General features: G+C 71.6%; 18 protein-coding genes. 17 read left to right on the top strand and 1 reads right to left on the bottom strand.

Features of this window, described 5'->3' with window-relative positions; translation table 11 throughout:
- Nucleotide 1: 1 nt before the first annotated feature.
- The 12 genes from F5972_RS08170 (at nt 2) to F5972_RS08115 (ending at nt 12,677) form a co-directional block, all read left to right on the top strand.
- On the top strand, nt 2-3,127 hold the full coding sequence (locus F5972_RS08170; RefSeq protein ID WP_150932804.1) for a hypothetical protein: 3,126 nt from the start codon (nt 2-4) through the stop codon (nt 3,125-3,127).
- Nucleotides 3,124-7,524, top strand: coding sequence for a hypothetical protein (locus F5972_RS08165; protein ID WP_150932802.1), 4,401 nt, complete (start codon nt 3,124-3,126; stop codon nt 7,522-7,524). Before F5972_RS08170 ends, F5972_RS08165 begins: the two co-directional genes overlap by 4 nt.
- A gap of 61 nt (nt 7,525-7,585) precedes the next feature.
- Nucleotides 7,586-7,771, top strand: coding sequence for a hypothetical protein (locus F5972_RS08160; protein WP_150932800.1), 186 nt, complete (start codon nt 7,586-7,588; stop codon nt 7,769-7,771).
- 170 nt (nt 7,772-7,941) lie between these two features.
- Nucleotides 7,942-8,439, top strand: coding sequence for a hypothetical protein (locus tag F5972_RS08155; RefSeq protein WP_150932798.1), 498 nt, complete (start codon nt 7,942-7,944; stop codon nt 8,437-8,439).
- Nucleotides 8,439-9,086 carry a hypothetical protein gene (locus tag F5972_RS08150; protein ID WP_150932797.1) on the top strand — a complete coding sequence of 216 codons (648 nt, stop codon included), beginning with the start codon at nt 8,439-8,441 and terminating at the stop codon, nt 9,084-9,086. Before F5972_RS08155 ends, F5972_RS08150 begins: the two co-directional genes overlap by 1 nt.
- Nucleotides 9,086-9,775, top strand: a complete 690-nt coding sequence (locus F5972_RS08145) for a hypothetical protein (protein ID WP_150932795.1) — start codon at nt 9,086-9,088, stop codon at nt 9,773-9,775. Before F5972_RS08150 ends, F5972_RS08145 begins: the two co-directional genes overlap by 1 nt.
- Nucleotides 9,775-10,380, top strand: coding sequence for a hypothetical protein (locus tag F5972_RS08140; RefSeq protein WP_150932793.1), 606 nt, complete (start codon nt 9,775-9,777; stop codon nt 10,378-10,380). Before F5972_RS08145 ends, F5972_RS08140 begins: the two co-directional genes overlap by 1 nt.
- Nucleotides 10,377-10,847, top strand: a complete 471-nt coding sequence (locus F5972_RS08135; RefSeq protein ID WP_150932792.1) for a hypothetical protein — start codon at nt 10,377-10,379, stop codon at nt 10,845-10,847. Before F5972_RS08140 ends, F5972_RS08135 begins: the two co-directional genes overlap by 4 nt.
- Nucleotides 10,848-10,871: 24 nt before the next feature.
- Nucleotides 10,872-11,342, top strand: a complete 471-nt coding sequence (locus F5972_RS08130) for a hypothetical protein (RefSeq protein WP_150932790.1) — start codon at nt 10,872-10,874, stop codon at nt 11,340-11,342.
- Nucleotides 11,343-11,346: 4 nt separating this feature from the next.
- Complete coding sequence (locus tag F5972_RS08125; RefSeq protein WP_150932788.1) at nt 11,347-11,655, top strand: hypothetical protein; 309 nt, start codon at nt 11,347-11,349, stop codon at nt 11,653-11,655.
- 71 nt (nt 11,656-11,726) lie between these two features.
- Nucleotides 11,727-11,921: a hypothetical protein gene (locus F5972_RS08120; protein WP_150932786.1), complete on the top strand. Its 195-nt coding sequence runs from the start codon at nt 11,727-11,729 to the stop codon at nt 11,919-11,921.
- A 462-nt stretch (nt 11,922-12,383) separates the two neighbouring features.
- Nucleotides 12,384-12,677 carry a hypothetical protein gene (locus F5972_RS08115; RefSeq protein ID WP_150932784.1) on the top strand — a complete coding sequence of 98 codons (294 nt, stop codon included), beginning with the start codon at nt 12,384-12,386 and terminating at the stop codon, nt 12,675-12,677.
- A 214-nt stretch (nt 12,678-12,891) separates the two neighbouring features.
- Here F5972_RS08115 and F5972_RS08110 read toward each other — a convergent pair whose 3' ends face one another.
- Nucleotides 12,892-13,185: a hypothetical protein gene (locus tag F5972_RS08110; protein WP_150932782.1), complete on the bottom strand. Its 294-nt coding sequence runs from the start codon at nt 13,183-13,185 to the stop codon at nt 12,892-12,894.
- A gap of 101 nt (nt 13,186-13,286) precedes the next feature.
- On the opposite strand from F5972_RS08110, the gene F5972_RS08105 reads away from it, so the two are divergent.
- The 5 genes from F5972_RS08105 to F5972_RS08085 are packed head-to-tail and all read left to right on the top strand — an operon-like array spanning nt 13,287 to nt 16,413.
- Nucleotides 13,287-13,982 (top strand): hypothetical protein, encoded by a 696-nt coding sequence (locus F5972_RS08105; protein ID WP_150932780.1) that lies wholly within the window; start codon nt 13,287-13,289, stop codon nt 13,980-13,982.
- Between the two features lies 1 nt (nt 13,983).
- Entirely contained in the window at nt 13,984-14,688 is a 705-nt protein-coding gene (locus F5972_RS08100) for a hypothetical protein (RefSeq protein ID WP_150932778.1), read from the top strand.
- Nucleotides 14,685-15,506: a hypothetical protein gene (locus F5972_RS08095; RefSeq protein WP_150932776.1), complete on the top strand. Its 822-nt coding sequence runs from the start codon at nt 14,685-14,687 to the stop codon at nt 15,504-15,506. Before F5972_RS08100 ends, F5972_RS08095 begins: the two co-directional genes overlap by 4 nt.
- On the top strand, nt 15,497-16,078 hold the full coding sequence (locus F5972_RS08090) for a hypothetical protein (RefSeq protein ID WP_150932774.1): 582 nt from the start codon (nt 15,497-15,499) through the stop codon (nt 16,076-16,078). The genes F5972_RS08095 and F5972_RS08090 overlap by 10 nt, the downstream gene beginning before the upstream one ends.
- Nucleotides 16,075-16,413 (top strand): HK97 gp10 family phage protein, encoded by a 339-nt coding sequence (locus F5972_RS08085; protein ID WP_150932772.1) that lies wholly within the window; start codon nt 16,075-16,077, stop codon nt 16,411-16,413. The genes F5972_RS08090 and F5972_RS08085 overlap by 4 nt, the downstream gene beginning before the upstream one ends.
- The last annotated feature ends 61 nt before the right edge of the window (nt 16,414-16,474 follow it).

Raw genomic sequence — 16,474 nt, 5'->3', positions numbered from 1 at the left:
CGTGGCCGTACAGCCGCTCCCGTGCGACGACGGCGGCGGGTCGGGGCCGCCGCCCACACCCGTGTGCTGCGCCCCGGCGATCGCGGCGCAACCGCTGTGCCTGCCCGACGGCGCCGCCGTCCTGCTGGTCGTCCGCTCCGGGTGCGTCGAGTGCGGCGCCACCCCCGCCGACCCGCAGGCCATCGGCTGGATCAACCCCCAAACGGGCGTTTTCACGCCGGGGGTGGTTCCGGCGGGGGCCGGGCCGTGCGACGGCGGCTGCTCCACTGTCACCACCGTGCAGCTGTGCGACCTGCTGCCGGGCGGCGGCTGCACGCCGTTCCTGCGGCACCTGGTCCGGGACTGCGCCGGGGCGGTCACCACCACGCTGGACACCGCCCTGGACGGCACCACCATCTACCCGGTGTCGGGCACGGCGGGGAACTGCGCTGCCTGCGCGGCCGGGTGCGTCGACACGATCTGCGTGCAGCGGTGCGACGACACCGACGGCGACGGCCAGCCCGACGCGACGTACAGCGAGCTGTGGTGTGTCCGCGCTGACGGGTCGGCCGAGCTGGTGCTGACGTACGCCGACGAGCCGGCCGTGCCGTACGTGCCGGTGTCCCCGATGGAGTGCACCTACGGCTGCCCCGAGTCGCAGACGCTCATGCTGTGCGACGGCTCCGGGCCGTTCCTCCGCAGGTACGTGTTCCTGAACGGGGCCGCGTCGTACACGGACGTCGCCCTGGACGGGCAGACGCCGCACGTGGTGATGGGTCAGGTGGGGCCGTGCCCGGCCGGGCCTGACTGCGACAACCCCACCACCCCGGCGGCCACGGTGGGGCTGTGCCTGCCGGACGGCACCCCCATCGCCACGATCATCACCCGCGACTGCTCCGGGACGGTGACGCAGGCCGGGTGGATCAACCTCGCCACCGGCCTGTACTCGGCGGGTGCGCCCCCGGTGGGGGTGACCGCGTGCGGCGAGTCCCGCAGCATCACCACCGCGGGCGTGTTCTGCGACATCGACAGCACCGGCGAGGTCGTGGGCCTGGTCCTCGTCGAGTACAGCTACAACCCGGACGGGTCGATCGCCTCGGTGCGGCTGGTCGACGCCACCACCGGCGGCACCTACACCCCGGCCGGGACGGTCACCGCCTGCCCAGTGGGTGCGGAGCAGCCCGAGCAGGACCTGGCGGTGCTGTGCGACACCCAGCCGGACGGCACAGTGACCGCCTTCCTTCGGGACTGGCGGCGGGACGAGATCGGGCAGGTCGTCGGCCACACGGACTACGCCCTCGGCGGCGGCCCGTACACCCCGACCGGCAGCGTGGGGGTGTGCCAGCCGGAACCTGAGCCGCCCTGCACGAGCACACACACCCTGACCCTGTGCGACGTCGCCGCGGACGGCACCAGCACGCCGTTCCTGCGCCGCCTCACCCTGGACTGCACCGGCACGGTGACCGCGTCGGCGGACACCACCCTGGACGGGGTGACGCCGTACGCCCCGGCCGGGACGGTGGGGGTGTGCCAGCCGGAGCCTGACGCGCCGTGCTCGACCGCGCACATCCTCACGCTGTGCGACGTCGCGGCGGACGGCACCAGCGTCCCGTTCCTGCGCCGGGTCACCATCGGCTGCGACGGCACGGTCAACTCCGTCACGGACACCGGCATGGACGGCGCCACCGTGTACTCCCCGACCGGCAGCGTGGGCGTGTGCCAGCCCGAGCCTGACACGCCGTGCGAAACCGCCCAGGTGATCGCCCTGTGCGACGTCGCCCCGGACGGCAGCAGCACGGCGTTCCTGCGCAGGGTCACCATCGGCTGCGACGGCACGGTCATCGCCACCGCGGACACCGGCATGGACGGGGTGACGCCGTACGCCCCGGCCGGGACGGTGGGGGTGTGCCAGCCGCCCGCCGAGGAACCCGAGCCGTGCCGGAACACGTCCACGCTTCTGGTGTGCGACCTGCCGGACGGCGGTGCGCCTGACCCGGCCGTCACCGACACCGACCCGACGCCGTACTACCCGTACCCCACCGGCTTCGCGGTCGCTGGCGGGCAGACGCTGTGGGACGGCGGGACGCTGAACCTGCCGCCGGGGACAGCGCCGCAGCCCGGCACCACCGGCAGCGTCAACAGCCTCGCGGCGACCATCGCCGCGCTGCGCCCGGCCTGCGACACCGGCACCGCGCACGTCACCGTCTCCGTCAACGCCCAGCAGACCGGCCCGGACAACGGGTGCGGGCCCACCGGTCACCTGCGCCTGTTCATCGGGACGACGCAGGCCGCGCTCACCGTCCTGCCGGCGAACACGCCGGTCGGCTGGTTCGGCACCCTCACGGTGGAGGCCGACGTCCCGGCCGTCGATCTTGCCGCGGGCAACGTCGTCGTGGCGCTCGCTCTGGACGCCTACGACGACAGCCCGGCCACGTGCACGCCGAGCCCGCGCCGCACCGGGTGGCAGGTGTCGGCGTTCACCGCGTCGGTGACGTACGACCAGTCTGGTTGTGCCACACAGTTCCTGCGCAACGTCACCACCGACTGTGAGACCGGCGCTGTCGTCGCCGTCGTAGACACGACCATGGACGGGGCGCCGTACACGGTCACCGGCACGGCCGGGCAGTGCGAGGCGGCCGGTGGGGCGTGCTGCCCGCCGCCGGAGCCGGAGTGCCCCCAGCACCTGCTGCACGAGTGCCGGTGGGACGACACCGACGGCGACGGGCTGGGCGACACCACGTACCTGGAGCTGATCCAGGTCGACGGCTGCACCGGGGCCCTCACCAGCCTGGGCACCTACCTGCCGGATCTGACCGCCGCCTACACCCCGGTCGCGCCGACGGCGGAATGCCCCGTGGAGGGCGCACCCCAGGCGTCCGCGGTGCGGGCCCGCAGAGTACAGCTCGGCCCGGGCGGTGGCGGCGCCTGGTCAGCGGCGCGGGTGCCGCTGCTGCAGTCGGTCACCGCGACCGCGCACGGCGGCACCGGCCGCATCAGCACCGTCGACGGCGATACCACGCTGTTCCCCGGCGAGTCAGTCACCTGGTCGGTTGCTCGGGACGAGGACTCCATGCTGGTCGGCCCGCTGACGATCACCGCCCAGACGGGCACCGTGACCATCTCGTACACGCAAGGAGTGCTGTTGTGAGTGGATGCTGCGGCCCGGGCCCGGTCATCATGAGCGGCCCCCAGGCACCGCGTGTCGACGTGGAGACGGTCCTGCTGTGCGACGTCCTGCCGGACGGCACGGTGGCCTCGACCGTCCTCGTCGAGCCGGTCTACGACACGAGCAGCGGGGACCGCGTGGGCACGCGCACCGTGGACCCGACCACGGGCGCCGCCTACACCGTTCAGGGCACGTTGAGGGACTGCGCCGCCGCGGGTGAAGACTGCGACCAGTTCATCGGGGCGCTCTGCTATCAGGAGCCGAGCGCCCAGGACCCGACGTTCACACTGCACAAGTTCGACGACGCCGACCCGAGCTATCCCGGCTGCCTGGTCGGGCTCGACGCCATGGACGGCGACCTGCCGTTCATTCAGTACAACGACCCGATCACCGCGTGGGAAGGCGTCTACACGTCCAACACCGGTACCGCGTCGAACGTCGAGGTATCCGCTCCTGAGCTTGGCGGCTTCATCGACTGGAGCACGTTCAGCCCGCCCATCCCATCGGTCCCCAACGCGGGCATCCCGGCCCCGTATACGGGCACCGCCGTGGTCAACGGCATCACGGTCACGCTGGAGATCTTCACCGCATCGGCGATCACCACCGGTACCCAGTACCTGCGGATGGGCGGCACCGAGCACTTCAAGCTGTCGTTCTCGTCGCCCGTGACGATGAAGTTCGGCACCCAGGGCTTCGCCGACCCAGCCGCAGGCAACTTCGAGCGGTTCTGCAACGTGACCGCGACCGGTGTCGTCACCGGGACCGGTGAGATCCGGACGGCGTATGGGCTCCGCGACTGCAAGACCGGCGAGACGACGTGGCGCGACCAGGTCAGCGGCGACGAAGTAGACCTGACTCAGGCAGTGGTCGTTCCGTGCCCGCAGCAACAGCGGGACTGCGCCTCGCCGACCACCCCGACCGCCACCATCGGCCTGTGCCTGCCGGACGGGACGCCGATCGCCGTCACCGTCGTCCGAGACTGCGACGGCGTGGTCACCTCCGAAGGCTGGATCAACCTTCAAACCGGCGCGTACAGCGCGGGCGCGCCGCCGGTCGGGGCCGTCGCCTGCGGCAGCTCCCAGTCCGTCCAGGTCTCGGGCACGTTCTGCGACGTCCTCGCGGACGGCACGGTCGCCGGCCTGGTCCTGATCGAGTACTCCTACGCAGCGGACGGCACGATCGCCTCGGTGCGCCTGGTCGACGCCACCACCGGTGGCACCTACACGCCGACCGGCACCATCACCACCTGCCCCGCTGGCGTCGAGCAGCCGGAGCAGGACATCGTCCAGCTCTGCGACGTCGCCGCGGACGGCACGACCACGCCGTTCATCCGCGACTACCGCCGCGACGAGCTCGGCGCGATCACCGGCCACACCGATTACACCCTGGCCGGCGCCCCATACAGCCCGACCGGCACCGTCGGCGTCTGCCACGCGGAGTGCCGGAACTCCAGCACGGTCCTCGTCTGCGACGTCCCCGCCGCCACCTCGACGGACATCCCGACGACGATCGTGGACAGCAACGTCGCCGCAGTCGGCCAGACCCAGTTCCAGAACCACCCCGGCCCGTACACGTCCCTGTGGGCGGGCGGAACCCTCGTCTACCCTGCCGGGCCCGGACCCGCCCAGCAGCACCTCACCGCCACCGGCCAGATAACCGCCGACGTGTCCGACTGTGAAGGCGCGTCCGGCTCGCTGACGATCTCCGTCCGTGTCAGGAACAACGGCCCCGATGCCGGGCAGTCATGGGACGGCGCCCTCCGCCTGTTCCGGGGCACGACCGCGCTGGACACGGACGACGCCCTCACGTGGGCACCGGCCGGCTGGCAGGGGACGCTGACGGTCTCCGCGCCCGTCACGGCCGCTGACATCGCCTCCGGTGACATCCGGGTCGCGCTGATCCTGGAGACCTACCACCTCGGCGCGAAGTCCTGGACCGCCGACCAGTTCGACGTGACCCTCGCGCTGGAGGGCTGCGAGGTCACCGAGGCGACCCAGTTCCTCCGGACGGTCACCACGGACTGCGTGACCGGCGAAGTCGTGTCGACCACGGACACGACACTGGACGGCGCCCCGTACACGGTCACCGGCGAGGTCGGCCAGTGCACGCCCGCCGAGACCCCGTCGGACTGCCGGGACTGCACGTCGACCGTCCTGTGCGACGTCGCCGCCGACGGCACCTCGACCACCTTCCTGCGCACCGTGTGCCGGGACTGCACGGGCGCGGTCGTCAGCGTCCTTGACACCGATCTGGGCGGCACCGCACCGTACGGGCCGTCCGGCACCGTCGGCATCTGCCAGCCAGCCGAGTCGTGCCTCAACTGCGAGACGGTGCTGCTGTGCGACGACGGCGCCGAGGCGGCGGCCACGATCACCGGTCTCGCATCCTCCGGGACCCTGCCCAACGGGGTCGGCTGGACCGCGCGGGGCAGCGGCGCGGCGTTCCCGGCGAAGCAGAGCAACGCCGATGGCTCCTGGTGGGGTCAAGGCACCTTCCCCAACCCCATCCTCACCAACACCACGTGGACGTTTGACCGGCCGGTCGACGTGGAGTTCAGCGTCGAACTCCACTACTTCAACTACACCGACCCCGCCCAGCGGAACGCGGCTCAGCTTCCGGTCGGTGCGGTGCCGGTCTCCCTGCCGACCGGGTACAGCTACAACGCGGCCACCGGCGTCCTCACGGGCGACAGCACCCTGACCGACTGCACCGCCCTCACCGACCCCCACCAGGCGACCTCTGCGCGGTTCCGGCTGCCGAAGCCGGTCACCACGTTCAGCCTCCAGTACCTCGGCGCGCGAGTCGCCGCGTGCGGTGTGTTCGACATGTGGCGGTTCGGGTCGGTCACCGTCACCCCGCCGGGGCAGTTCCTCCGCCGGATCTGCCGCGACTGCGACGGCGCGGTCACCAGCGTCACGGACACCGCCCTGGACGGCGTCACCCCGTACACCCTGATCGGTGCGGCGAAGGTCTGCACGGACCCGGAGCCGGAAGACTGCTGCCAGGCGGTGCAGGTGTGCATCGCGGACACCGTGACCGAGACGGTCGAGTTTGTCTCCAACGAGGCGCAGGTCTACGACAACAGCGTGGACACGGTGTGGACGTGGACGCCGAACGGCGACACGAACGGGCCGGCGGCCGCCGCGACCTGGTACCAGACGTACCGGGCCAGGTTCGCCCCGAACCCGGCCGCCTGGTCGGTGGTGGACACGGCGGCGAGCCGCCCGGCCGGGTGGATCGCCCCGCACCCCGGCGGCCTCACCGGCACCACCGGCACCCCGGGCGAGGGACCCACCCTCAACGGCCCCGAGCCGTGGTGGGCCAGGGCGTCGTTCAGCCTCCCGGCCGCTGCCGACCCGGACTCGATCCAGGTCCAGATCACGGTCCTCAACGCCGACCAGCAGGCCATCCGGTTCCGCCTCAACAACGGCGCCTGGCAGGCCATGCCCGCGAGCGCCACGCACAACGGGACGCCGTACACGTTCGGGCCGGGCACCCTCGCCGGTGCGCAGCCGGGCACGAACACGCTGTACTTCGAGGTCAACGAGACCCTGGCGGACTCCCCGAGCAACGGGGCCGGGGTCATGGCGCACTTCATCGTCACCTACGCCGTGCCCAGCCTCGGCCAGCGGTCGTGGACGCGGATGGTGTGCTGCGACGGGTCGGTGTACTACCTCGACGAGAACGGGGACCGGCAGGACGAGCTGCCGCCGTCCTCGTCGCTGGTGGCCTGCGGCGGCAGCCCTGACCCGCTCGTCCTGTGCGACGACAACGGGACGTTCCTGCGGCACGTCTCCTACGTCGGGGACCAGGTCATCACGACGGACACCGACGTCAACGGGACGGCCTACACGCCGACCGGTGCCGTGCGCAGTTGCGGGGCGGGCGGCGGCACCTCGGACGCCTGCTCCAAGCAGGTCATCGAACGGTGCGGCTGCGACGACACCACCGGCGACGGCATCGGTGACGTCCTCTACACCGAGCTGTGGGCAGTCGACCCGTGCGGCACGGACGCCCCGGTCCTGCTCGGCACCTACGAGGACGGCGACCCGTCCAAGCCGTACACCCCGGCCTCCCCGGTGGAGTGCACCGTCGAGGAGGACGCCGCGCCGACGCCGCTGAGCACCGGCGTGCGGGCCGTGAACGGCACCGCGGTTCAGGACATCGCCGGGAGCTTCCCCGGTTTGCAGAGCGTCAGCCTGACCGTCCTCGCGGGCACCGTGAACGTCACCATGACGGACGGCAGCGCGGTGCCGATCCCGGCCGGGGTCACGATGACGTGGTCCGTCGCCAAGGACGAGGACCCGGCACTGGCGGCGGCCTCCTTCGCCGGAGCCTCGGCCGCCGCGCAGTACCTCCTGAACTACACCTACCGCTGACCCGCCCGGGGGCCGCCCGCGCCCGGGGCGGCCCCTCCCAGTCGTGAGGAGACAAGCCGTCATGAGCGACGAGCCCGCACCGAACCCCCGCTACTTCGCCAAGGAGGGGGAGAGCGCCCAGGTGGTCTACAACCTGCGGGACGCCGCCCCGTACCTCGATCTCGGATACGAGGAGGTGAGCGAGGCCGCCTTCGTGGCGAGCCAGCCCACCTCCGCCGACGCCCTGCCGACTGCGGCCGGTGACTGATGGCTGGTAAGTGCTGCGGCGGGGCCCTGGTGTTGCGCTCCTCCTCCGGGTCGGCCACCGTGGACCCTGCGGCCTGTAACGCGCTGACGGAGTCCGCGAGCGGCCTCCTCGTGCCGTCCGTCGCCGTCCAGGGCATCGCCCCGGGCGGCGCCGTCTCCGCGACCCGCTCCGTGGACGTGGACGTGACCGCCCCGGCGGCCGGCGCGTGCCCGGCCACCTGGACGGTCGGGGCGCGCCTCACCCCCGTCAGTGGTGAAGCGTTCGGAGCGGACGCGGATCTCCAATCCGTTGCATCCGGAACGTGGGTGGCGACCGGTGCCCAGGTCGTGCTGCCCGAGGCCGGGAAATACGCCCTGTCCGCAGACCTCTATTCGCACATCGCCGCGACCACGCCGTGGGCGGTGGCGATCAACGCCCGTCTGTTCAACGTCACCGCTGGGGCACTCGTGCCCGGCACCAGCCGGCGGATTCAGTTCGGCAACATCAACGATCCCGGCGGCGGCACGGTGATGTCCCTGCAGAACGCTGGCAGCCTCAGCACCTTCCTCACCGTCACCGGGCCGACAACGATCCGCGTGGAAGGGCTGCGGCAGCACGTCGGCTTCAACGACTCCACCCAGGCGATCCTCGGAGGACCACGCCTCGGTTTCGTGAAGGTGAGCGACTGATGGCCGGTAGCTGCTGCGGGCGTACGTTCCGGGTCGACCCGCGCCTTGACCCGGCCGCATGCAACGCCCTCCAGCAGACGGCGAGCGGGCTCCTCGTCCCCCGCGCGGCCCTGCAGGGGGTCGCCCCGGGCGGCGCGCTCGGCACGGACCGCTCCGTCGACATCGACGTTCAGGCACCGGCCGCCGGCTCCTGCCCGGAGACCTGGACCGTGGGCGCACGGCTCACGCCCGTAGCCGGGCAGACCAGCGGAGTTGTCGCCCTCGACGCCAGCCCCGCCAACACGTGGGTGCCCGTGACCGGGGCGCAGCTGGTGCTGCCGGAGGCCGGCCTCTACGAGGTGATCGCGGACGTTCAGTGTTCCATCGGGTGGTCGGCCGGTGTCGGCAACGCGATTATCGACGCCCAGATCTTCGACGTGACCGCTGGTGCCGCGGTCCCGCTGTCTGCGCGGCGAGTGATCCTGTTCACCGATTCGACCGCGACGGGCGTGACCGGCATCCAGGCCAACGCCTCGGCGTCGGCGCTGTATCGGGTGGCCGGTCCGGCAACGATCCGTGTTGAGGGGTCCTGGCGTACCGACGTCGGAAGCACCTTTCAAAAGGTCGTCTGGGCCCAGAACTTCCGCTTCAAGAAGGTGGGTGACTGATGGCCGGGCCCTGCGGTCGCACGTACCGCATCGACCCCCGGCTCGACCCGGCGGCGTGCAACGCCCTCACCCAGACGGCGAGCGGGCTCCTCGTGCCGGGCACCACCGTGACCGGGATCGCCCCCGGCACGGCGGTCGGCACCGAGCGGTCGGTAGATGTAGACGTGACGCCCCCGGCCGCCGGGGCGTGCCCGGAGAACTGGGCGGTCGGGGCCCGGCTCACGCCCGTGTTCGGCACCCGTAACGCTGGCCAGGCGGACCTACGCACGTCGGCTCAGGGGCAGCAGGTGGTGCTGCCGTTCAGTCAAGTTCTGCTGCCCGAGCCGGGCGTGTACCGGCTCACCGCCCACCTCTTCGGCCTGGCCACCTGGAACTTCAACGGAAGGCACATCGCCTCCATCTCGGCTCTGTGGTTCAACACGGCGACGAATGCGTTCGTACCCGGCAGCCCGCGGTGGGTGCTCCTCCACGACGAGCCCGGCACGGTGAACCCGGAGACCGGCCTCAAGAGCATCGGTGGGAACGCGGTGTGCGAGGGGTTCGTCACGATCGCGGCTCCGACGACGTTCGAGATCCGGGGGCTGCGGGGCACTGGCGACGGGTCGGCGCTGGCCAACGCCAACCTCCAGCACTACCTGACCGGCGGCATCCCCCAGCAGGGGATCATGTGGCAGAAGGTGAGCGACTGATGACCGGAACGGCAGCCGCTATCGGCCGCCTGCCTGATCCGGCCGGGTGCAACGCGCTGACCGAGACGGCAGCCGGCCTCCTGGTGCCCGAGGTGCTGATCGAGGTGGACCCGGGCCTGGCGGTCACGCCCCCAGCCGCAGGCGACTGCCCGCAGGTGTGGCGGATTGGCGTGGACGCGGCATGGGTGCAGAACGCGACGCTGACCTTCAACCACGCGCTGACCGGGGCAGACCGGGTCTGGGAAAAGGTCAGCGAGGTCCCGACGCTGACGATCCCCCGGGCCGGTGTCTGGGCGATGGACTACAACGCCCGGGGCGCTGTGTCGGTGCCGACGGCCGCCGCGCAGTACGTGATGACGGGGATCTACAAGAACGGCGCCCTGATCGTCGGCACGGAGGCGCTCATCGTGGGCATCGCGGCGGCCAACGGTGCTCAGGCCACAGGCGGCCTGTCGTTCCTGCACCCGTTCAACGCCGGGGACACGGTGGAGCTGTGGGCGTTCCGGGTCGGCCAGGCCGGGGCCTCGGCCGTCGTCAGCAACCCGGACGGCCGCACACGCATCACGGGCCACTGGATCGCGCCGGTAGGAGACGGACCCTCATGACTGGAACAGCAGCCAGCGTCAATACCCGCGCCAGCGGCTTCGCCGCGCTACCGGCTGGCGTCGACCTCACGTCAACGGCGTCCGGGGCATGGATCGACCTCGGGCTGTCCCTGGCGCTGCCCGCCGCCGGCACCTACCACCTGGACGCGGTCGTCCGGGGCAACCTCGGCCGCATGGGCACGGGCGAGAACGCGCTCATCACCGCCCGGCTGTGGGACGTCACTGCAGGTGCCATCGTCCCCAACAGTGAGGCCATCGTCGTGCAGATCTCCGAGTTCGCCCCGGGGGCTGCGACCGCCTTGCAGTGGAACAGCTCCACGGCGATCAGCGTCGAGTACAAGCCGACGTCGCCGAGGACGATCCGGCTGGAGGCGGCCCGGACCGACATCGCGGGGACCACCGAGGTGGCCGGAATCGGCTCCGACACGCTCCAGCGCACCACCCTGCGATACGCCCGTCTCACCTAATCCCACACCCTCACGGAGGTCCCCATGTCCGGAACCAGCGGCAGCGTCTCGACGGCCGCCCCAGACCGCGAGTTCGAGATTCTGTGCGACGACAATGGGGCGTTCCTGCGTCGCTACACCGTGGACAGCACCGGCACCACTGCGCCGGTCGACACCCTGCTCGACGGCACCACCGCCTACACGGTGGCAGGCGCGGTGACCAGGTGCCAGGAGCAGGCGGCGCCGAACCCGCAGGTCGCCAGCACGGCGCAGCGGCAGACTGGGGCGGGCACGGTGAACGTCGCGGCCGGGGCGCGCTCGGTGACGTTCATGGTGTTCGCCGGTGCGCCGACGGTGTCGATTGCGGGCGGGGCGGCGGTGCCGTTCCCCGCCGGGTCGACGGCGACGTGGTCGGTGGATCGGGGCGGCGATGCCGGGGAGGGGCTGGCCGACGCGTTCGCCTTCACGGGCGTGGCGGGCAGCGACTTTGCTGTCCTGACGACGCGCGAGGTGTGAGCGGGTGAGCACCCGCGGCTCCTACACCGCCCCCGCCGCCCGGGTCGAACGAGCCCGGGGGGTGACCGACGCCAACGGGCTGGTGACGTTCACCTGGCCGGCGGGGGCGTTCTCCGCGCCGCCGGTCGTCACGCACGCGATCGAGGCGGGCACCGTCGGGGTACGTACCGCGCGCATCACCGCCAACACCGCGGCGGCCACCACCATGCAGGTGCTGGTCACGACGGGCGTGACGGTGCTCGGGATCAGCGTGCTGGGGCCAGGTGTGCCCGCCTCAGGGGTGACGGTTCACAGCATTGCTGTCTCCCAGTAAACATGCGCACTATCGTAAGAGGGATCTGTCGGCTGCCGCCCACTCGACTCCTTCATGAAGCAGACACGGACGTGATGCCCTCATCAGCCCCGCTGGTCGCCGACCCTGAGCCGGAGGTGGTGGCCACCACCCCAGGCCAGGTCGTGAACCTCGCCACCTCCCACCTGGCCGGATGGGCCATGCCGTGCGGGCACACCATGCGGATGGGGGCGCATCACCTGCTGCTGGACGGGGAGTCGATGTGGTTCGAGCCGGCCACGGCCTGACGCCGGAGGGCGCCCCCTCGACTGTGGGCGCCCGTCATCACGGGGCAGCCGGTGCGCCGGGCTGGAGGAGAATCAGCGGGTGTGATGTTCGTCACAGACGATTCTTAGGGCCGCTTACATTTCCGTCACGATTGTTAGAAATGCACAGGTCAGGCGTCCCTTTACCAACTTGTTACTACAAAAAACGGGTACATCCGCGGAGGCGCGCGTCGAACCCGTGGGGCTACGGGTTGACCAAGTTCCCATACCATCGGATCAGCGCCGCAACGGCGACGGGCCTCCCAGCGGGAGGCCCGTCGGGGACCGGGCGCCGGAAAATTATCCGAGCACTAGATCCTGTAACTCGCACTTATAGTGTATCTGATGCTTGGACTGATTTTATCGCCGCAGCAATAAAAAAGCGGTTGATAATTATTTCGGCGCCCGATCTCTGGAAAAACAATTACCAGAGAAAGGATTAATGTGCCGGAGAATAAGCGCATCCGGAGGACCAACGCGCGGCCCGGGGACGGTCGTGCGGGCCAGCGCCGCGTGCGCCGCGCGGGGACGGACAGCCAGCGGCGAGACCGGCGGGCGGACCGCCGACCCCGCAGGGTCGTCCATCCCGCCGCCAAGGACTGCCACCAGGCGCACGACCCGCGCCCCCAGCGGTCCAAGCGCCAGTATGGGCGAGGTGTGACCTACATGGTCCTCGCGGTGGCCGTCGTCGTCGTCCTGGTGAGGCTCGGCGCGACCATCACCCTCACGATTAAGTGAGTTGCGCCCGCGAGCCCGGACGGCTCGCGGGCCATCCCACCTGCGCGCCTCGCCCCTGGGAACGGGGCGGGGCGCTCGCCATGTGACGGCACCCTTGGGCTGAGGTTGCCGGTCGGCCTCGGCACACCCGTAGTGGTCGGCCCCCGACCCGCCGTCGCCCGCAGCCGAGTGACCCGGGCGCCGCACCCGAGCAAGGTAGCCGACCCTGGCGGGGTCAGGTAGTGCGCTGCCCCCACCCGTCGTTCGACGGAGTGTAGGGGGCGGGGTCGAGCGGCTGGTCCGTCACGGCCCGCCACCACCCGGCGCACACCAGCGCCCCCAGCGGGACGCCCTTGTACCAGGCAACGGGGGCGTACTCGCCGTCGACCACGGGCATGGTGGCGTGGCAGTAGAACGGCCGGTCCAGCGGCGGCGGCTCCTCCTCCGGCGCTCCCTCCCGGTAGGGGTAGACGTGCAGCCCATCACGGGATGGCGGGACGCCGGCGAACGAGCCGTGGCAGCCAATCACGAGGCCTAGCCTGCCACCGGGTTTCACGGTGGGTGCGCGGCTAGAATCACGGCGTAGCCGCTGGTTGTGGGCCGGGCCAACAACACCATGTTGGAGGCCCCGTGTCCTGCCCATTGATCGCGAACGCGAGCGTCGCCCGGGTCACCCGCGTAGACGGCTGCGGCCGCCCCGTGTGCGGCAACGACAACGGTTTCGTGTTCGACTGTTTCGCCTCCCTGGCGATGAACGTCAACAGCGACGAGGGCACCGACGTCGAGTACAAGGCCGCCAACGGCCGCGTCTGCGGCTTCAAGCGCGGCTGCCCCACCTTCAAGGGCTACGACATCGAGCTGAACTTCTTCGCCGTGTCGCCGGAGTTCATCGAGATCACCACGGGGTCGCCGGTGGTGTTCGACTACGCGGGCAAGCCCATCGGATACGACTCCTGCTCCATCCCGTGCAACTCCGGGTTCGCGATCGAGCTGTGGGCGGAGGTGCTGGGCGAGGACGTCTGCCCCGAGGAGGCCACCTCGACGGGTGCGTGGATCTACTTCCTGATGCCGTGGGTGACCAACGGCGTGATCGGCGACCTGGAGGTGGGGTCGGAGCAGGTGACGCTGCAGCTGACTGGCGCGACCCGGGCCGGCGGCAAGTGGGGCACCGGCCCGTACGACGTGGTGGCGCAGAACGCGGCCGGTACGGCGGGGCCGATGCTGACGCCGATCGGCGCGTCGTGCCACCGCCGGACGTTCATCACGACGGTCGCCCCGCCTGCGCAGTCGTGCGACTACCAGCCGGTGCTGTGCGACGCGTCCTGACGTGGGTGTGCCGGATCTGGTCGTGCCCGTGCGGGAGGGCCCGGCCAACGAGCAGCTGCGGTACGCCCTCCGCTCGTGGACGGCGAACCTGCCGCACTCCCGGGTGTGGGTGGTGGGCGGCCGCCCCGGGTGGCTGACCGGGGTGGGGCACATCCCGCTGGTGCAGAACGGCTCCAAGTACGAGAACACCACGGCGGCCGTCCGCGCCGCCTGCCTGCACCCGGGGGTGTCGGAGGAGTTCCTGCTGTGCAATGACGACTTCTTCGTCATGCGGCCGGTGGGGGTGATGCCGGTGCTGCACCGCGGGCCGATCGACCAGGTCGAGGCGTACTACGCGGCGCGGGCGTCCAGCGCGTACCTGGGCGGGATGCGGGACACCCGCACCCTGCTGGCCCGGTTGGGGGTGGCGGCGCCGCTGTCGTACGAGCTGCATGTGCCGCTGCCCGTCACCAAGGCGGCGATGCTGGGCGCGTTGGACGCGGGCCGCCACCTCCCCGTGCTGCACAAACGCACGTTGTACGGCAACTTGGCGGGTCTCGGCGGGGAGCAGATGGTGGACGTGAAGGTGCTGACGCGCGGCCCCCGGTTCGACCGTGACGCCGCGTTCCTGTCGACGATGCCGGACACCTTCGTGCACGGCCAGGTCGGCGCGTTCATCCGCGCCCGGTTCCCTGACCGGTGCCGGTACGAGAGGAGCCGGGGATGACCCTGCACCCCGGGCCGTGCGAGCCCTGGCCGGTCGACCTGTGCTGCGAACTGCCCGACGACCTGGACCCGGCCATCATCCAGCGGTGGCAGATGGTCGCCACGCAGGTGCTGTTCGCGTTGTCGGGGCGGCGCTGGGGCCCGTCCTGCCCGATCACTGTGAGACCGTGCAGGCGGTCGTGCCTGGACGGGCCGGGCCTGCCCATCACCGTGCGGTGGGGGTCGGCGGGGCCGTGGGTGCCGTACATCGGCTCCGACGGGCTGTGGCGCAACGCGTCGATCTGCGGCTGCGGGTCGGACTGCTCGTGCGGGCAGCTGTGCGAGGTGCGCCTGGCTGGGCCGGTGCACGACATCGCCTCCGTCACCGTCGACGGCCAGGAGCTGGTGCCCGAGGCATACCGGGTCGACTCCCCCGCCCTGCTGGTCCGCACCGACGGCGAATGCTGGCCCAGTTGCCAGAACATGGCGGCGCCGTGCGGCGAGCCGGGGACGTTCTGCGTGACGTACCGCACCGGCCTGCCGCTGGACGCGGCGGCGATCGCCGCCGTGTCGGAGCTCACCTGCCAGCTGGTGCTGGCGTGCCTGCCGCCGGGCACGAAAGGCTGCGGCACCTGCCGCTTGCCCGGGAACGTGACCCGCGTCATCCGGCAGGGGGTGCAGGTCGACATGGCCGACCCGACCACGATCTTCGCGGAGGGCAGGACGGGCCTGCCGCTGGTCGACCTGTGGCTGCAGACGGTCAACCCGGACCGGCTGCACTCCCCCGCCCGCGTCTACAGCCCGGACGTCCGTCCGCCGAGGGTGACGATGTGGCCCTGACGTCGTTGAGCGTGCACGACCTGGCGGCGGCGCTGCTGGGCTGCGTGTGCCACGCCCTGGAGCGCACCGCCCTGGAGGTGGTGGGCCAGCCCGGCTGCCCGTGCCGGGTGTTCGTCTCCGCCGGGGCGCCGGCGTGGGACGAGTGCGCCGACCCCTGCTCCGGCCAGGAGGGCGGCCAGCTGACGGTGCACGTCGCCCGCCTCTACCCCTCCCCCCGGTTCCCGGAGGAGGACCGGGAGGTGCGCGGGCTGACCTCATGCCAGCCGCCGAACACCACGGCGGCCGAGCTGGTCGTGACGCTGCTGCGGTGCGCCCCCACCATCGACGAGCGGGGCTGCCCCCCGGCGGCGGACGAGCTCGAAGCCGCGGCCCGCGTCGTCCACGTCGACAGCGTGACGGTCTACAACGCGGTGATGTGCTGCCTGCCCACGACCGCGGGGCCGCGCGGCCGCCGGTTCGTCATGGGCGCCCAGACGATCATCGGGCCGATGGGCGGCTGCGTCGGGGTGGAGCAGCGGGTGACCGTCGCCTTGCCGGGCTGCGCCCCCTGCCCCGCCGACGAGTCGCCGTGAGCGTCACCGTCCGCATCCACCGGGGCAGGCTGCACCGCCTGGCGGTGAGCCCGTCCGCGCCGATCGGCCGGCAGCTGCACCGCAAGGTCGTGCAGATCGAGGCGCTGGCGAAGCTGTACGCGCCGGTCGACACGGGGAACCTGCGCCGCGGCATCCACATTCAGGGGCCGCTGGTGGGGCTGCGCACCCGGTGGGATGTGGTGGCCCCGGCGGCGTACGCGTCGTTCATCCACAAGGGGTACCGGGAGTACCGGCACGGGTCGGGGCGGCTCGTGTACGCCCGCGCCGGGGCCAGGCCGTTCCTGGTCAAGGCCATGCGGCAGGTCCTGGGCTAGGCTCCGGGCGTGCCGCTGGTTATGGGCCGGGCACCCATGCGCTGGGCGAGGGGGAAAAGCC

It is taken from the genome of Microbispora cellulosiformans, from assembly GCF_008728085.1.
GTDB classification, from domain to species: domain Bacteria; phylum Actinomycetota; class Actinomycetes; order Streptosporangiales; family Streptosporangiaceae; genus Microbispora; species Microbispora amethystogenes.
This window is presented reverse-complemented; position numbering and strand designations above follow the sequence as displayed.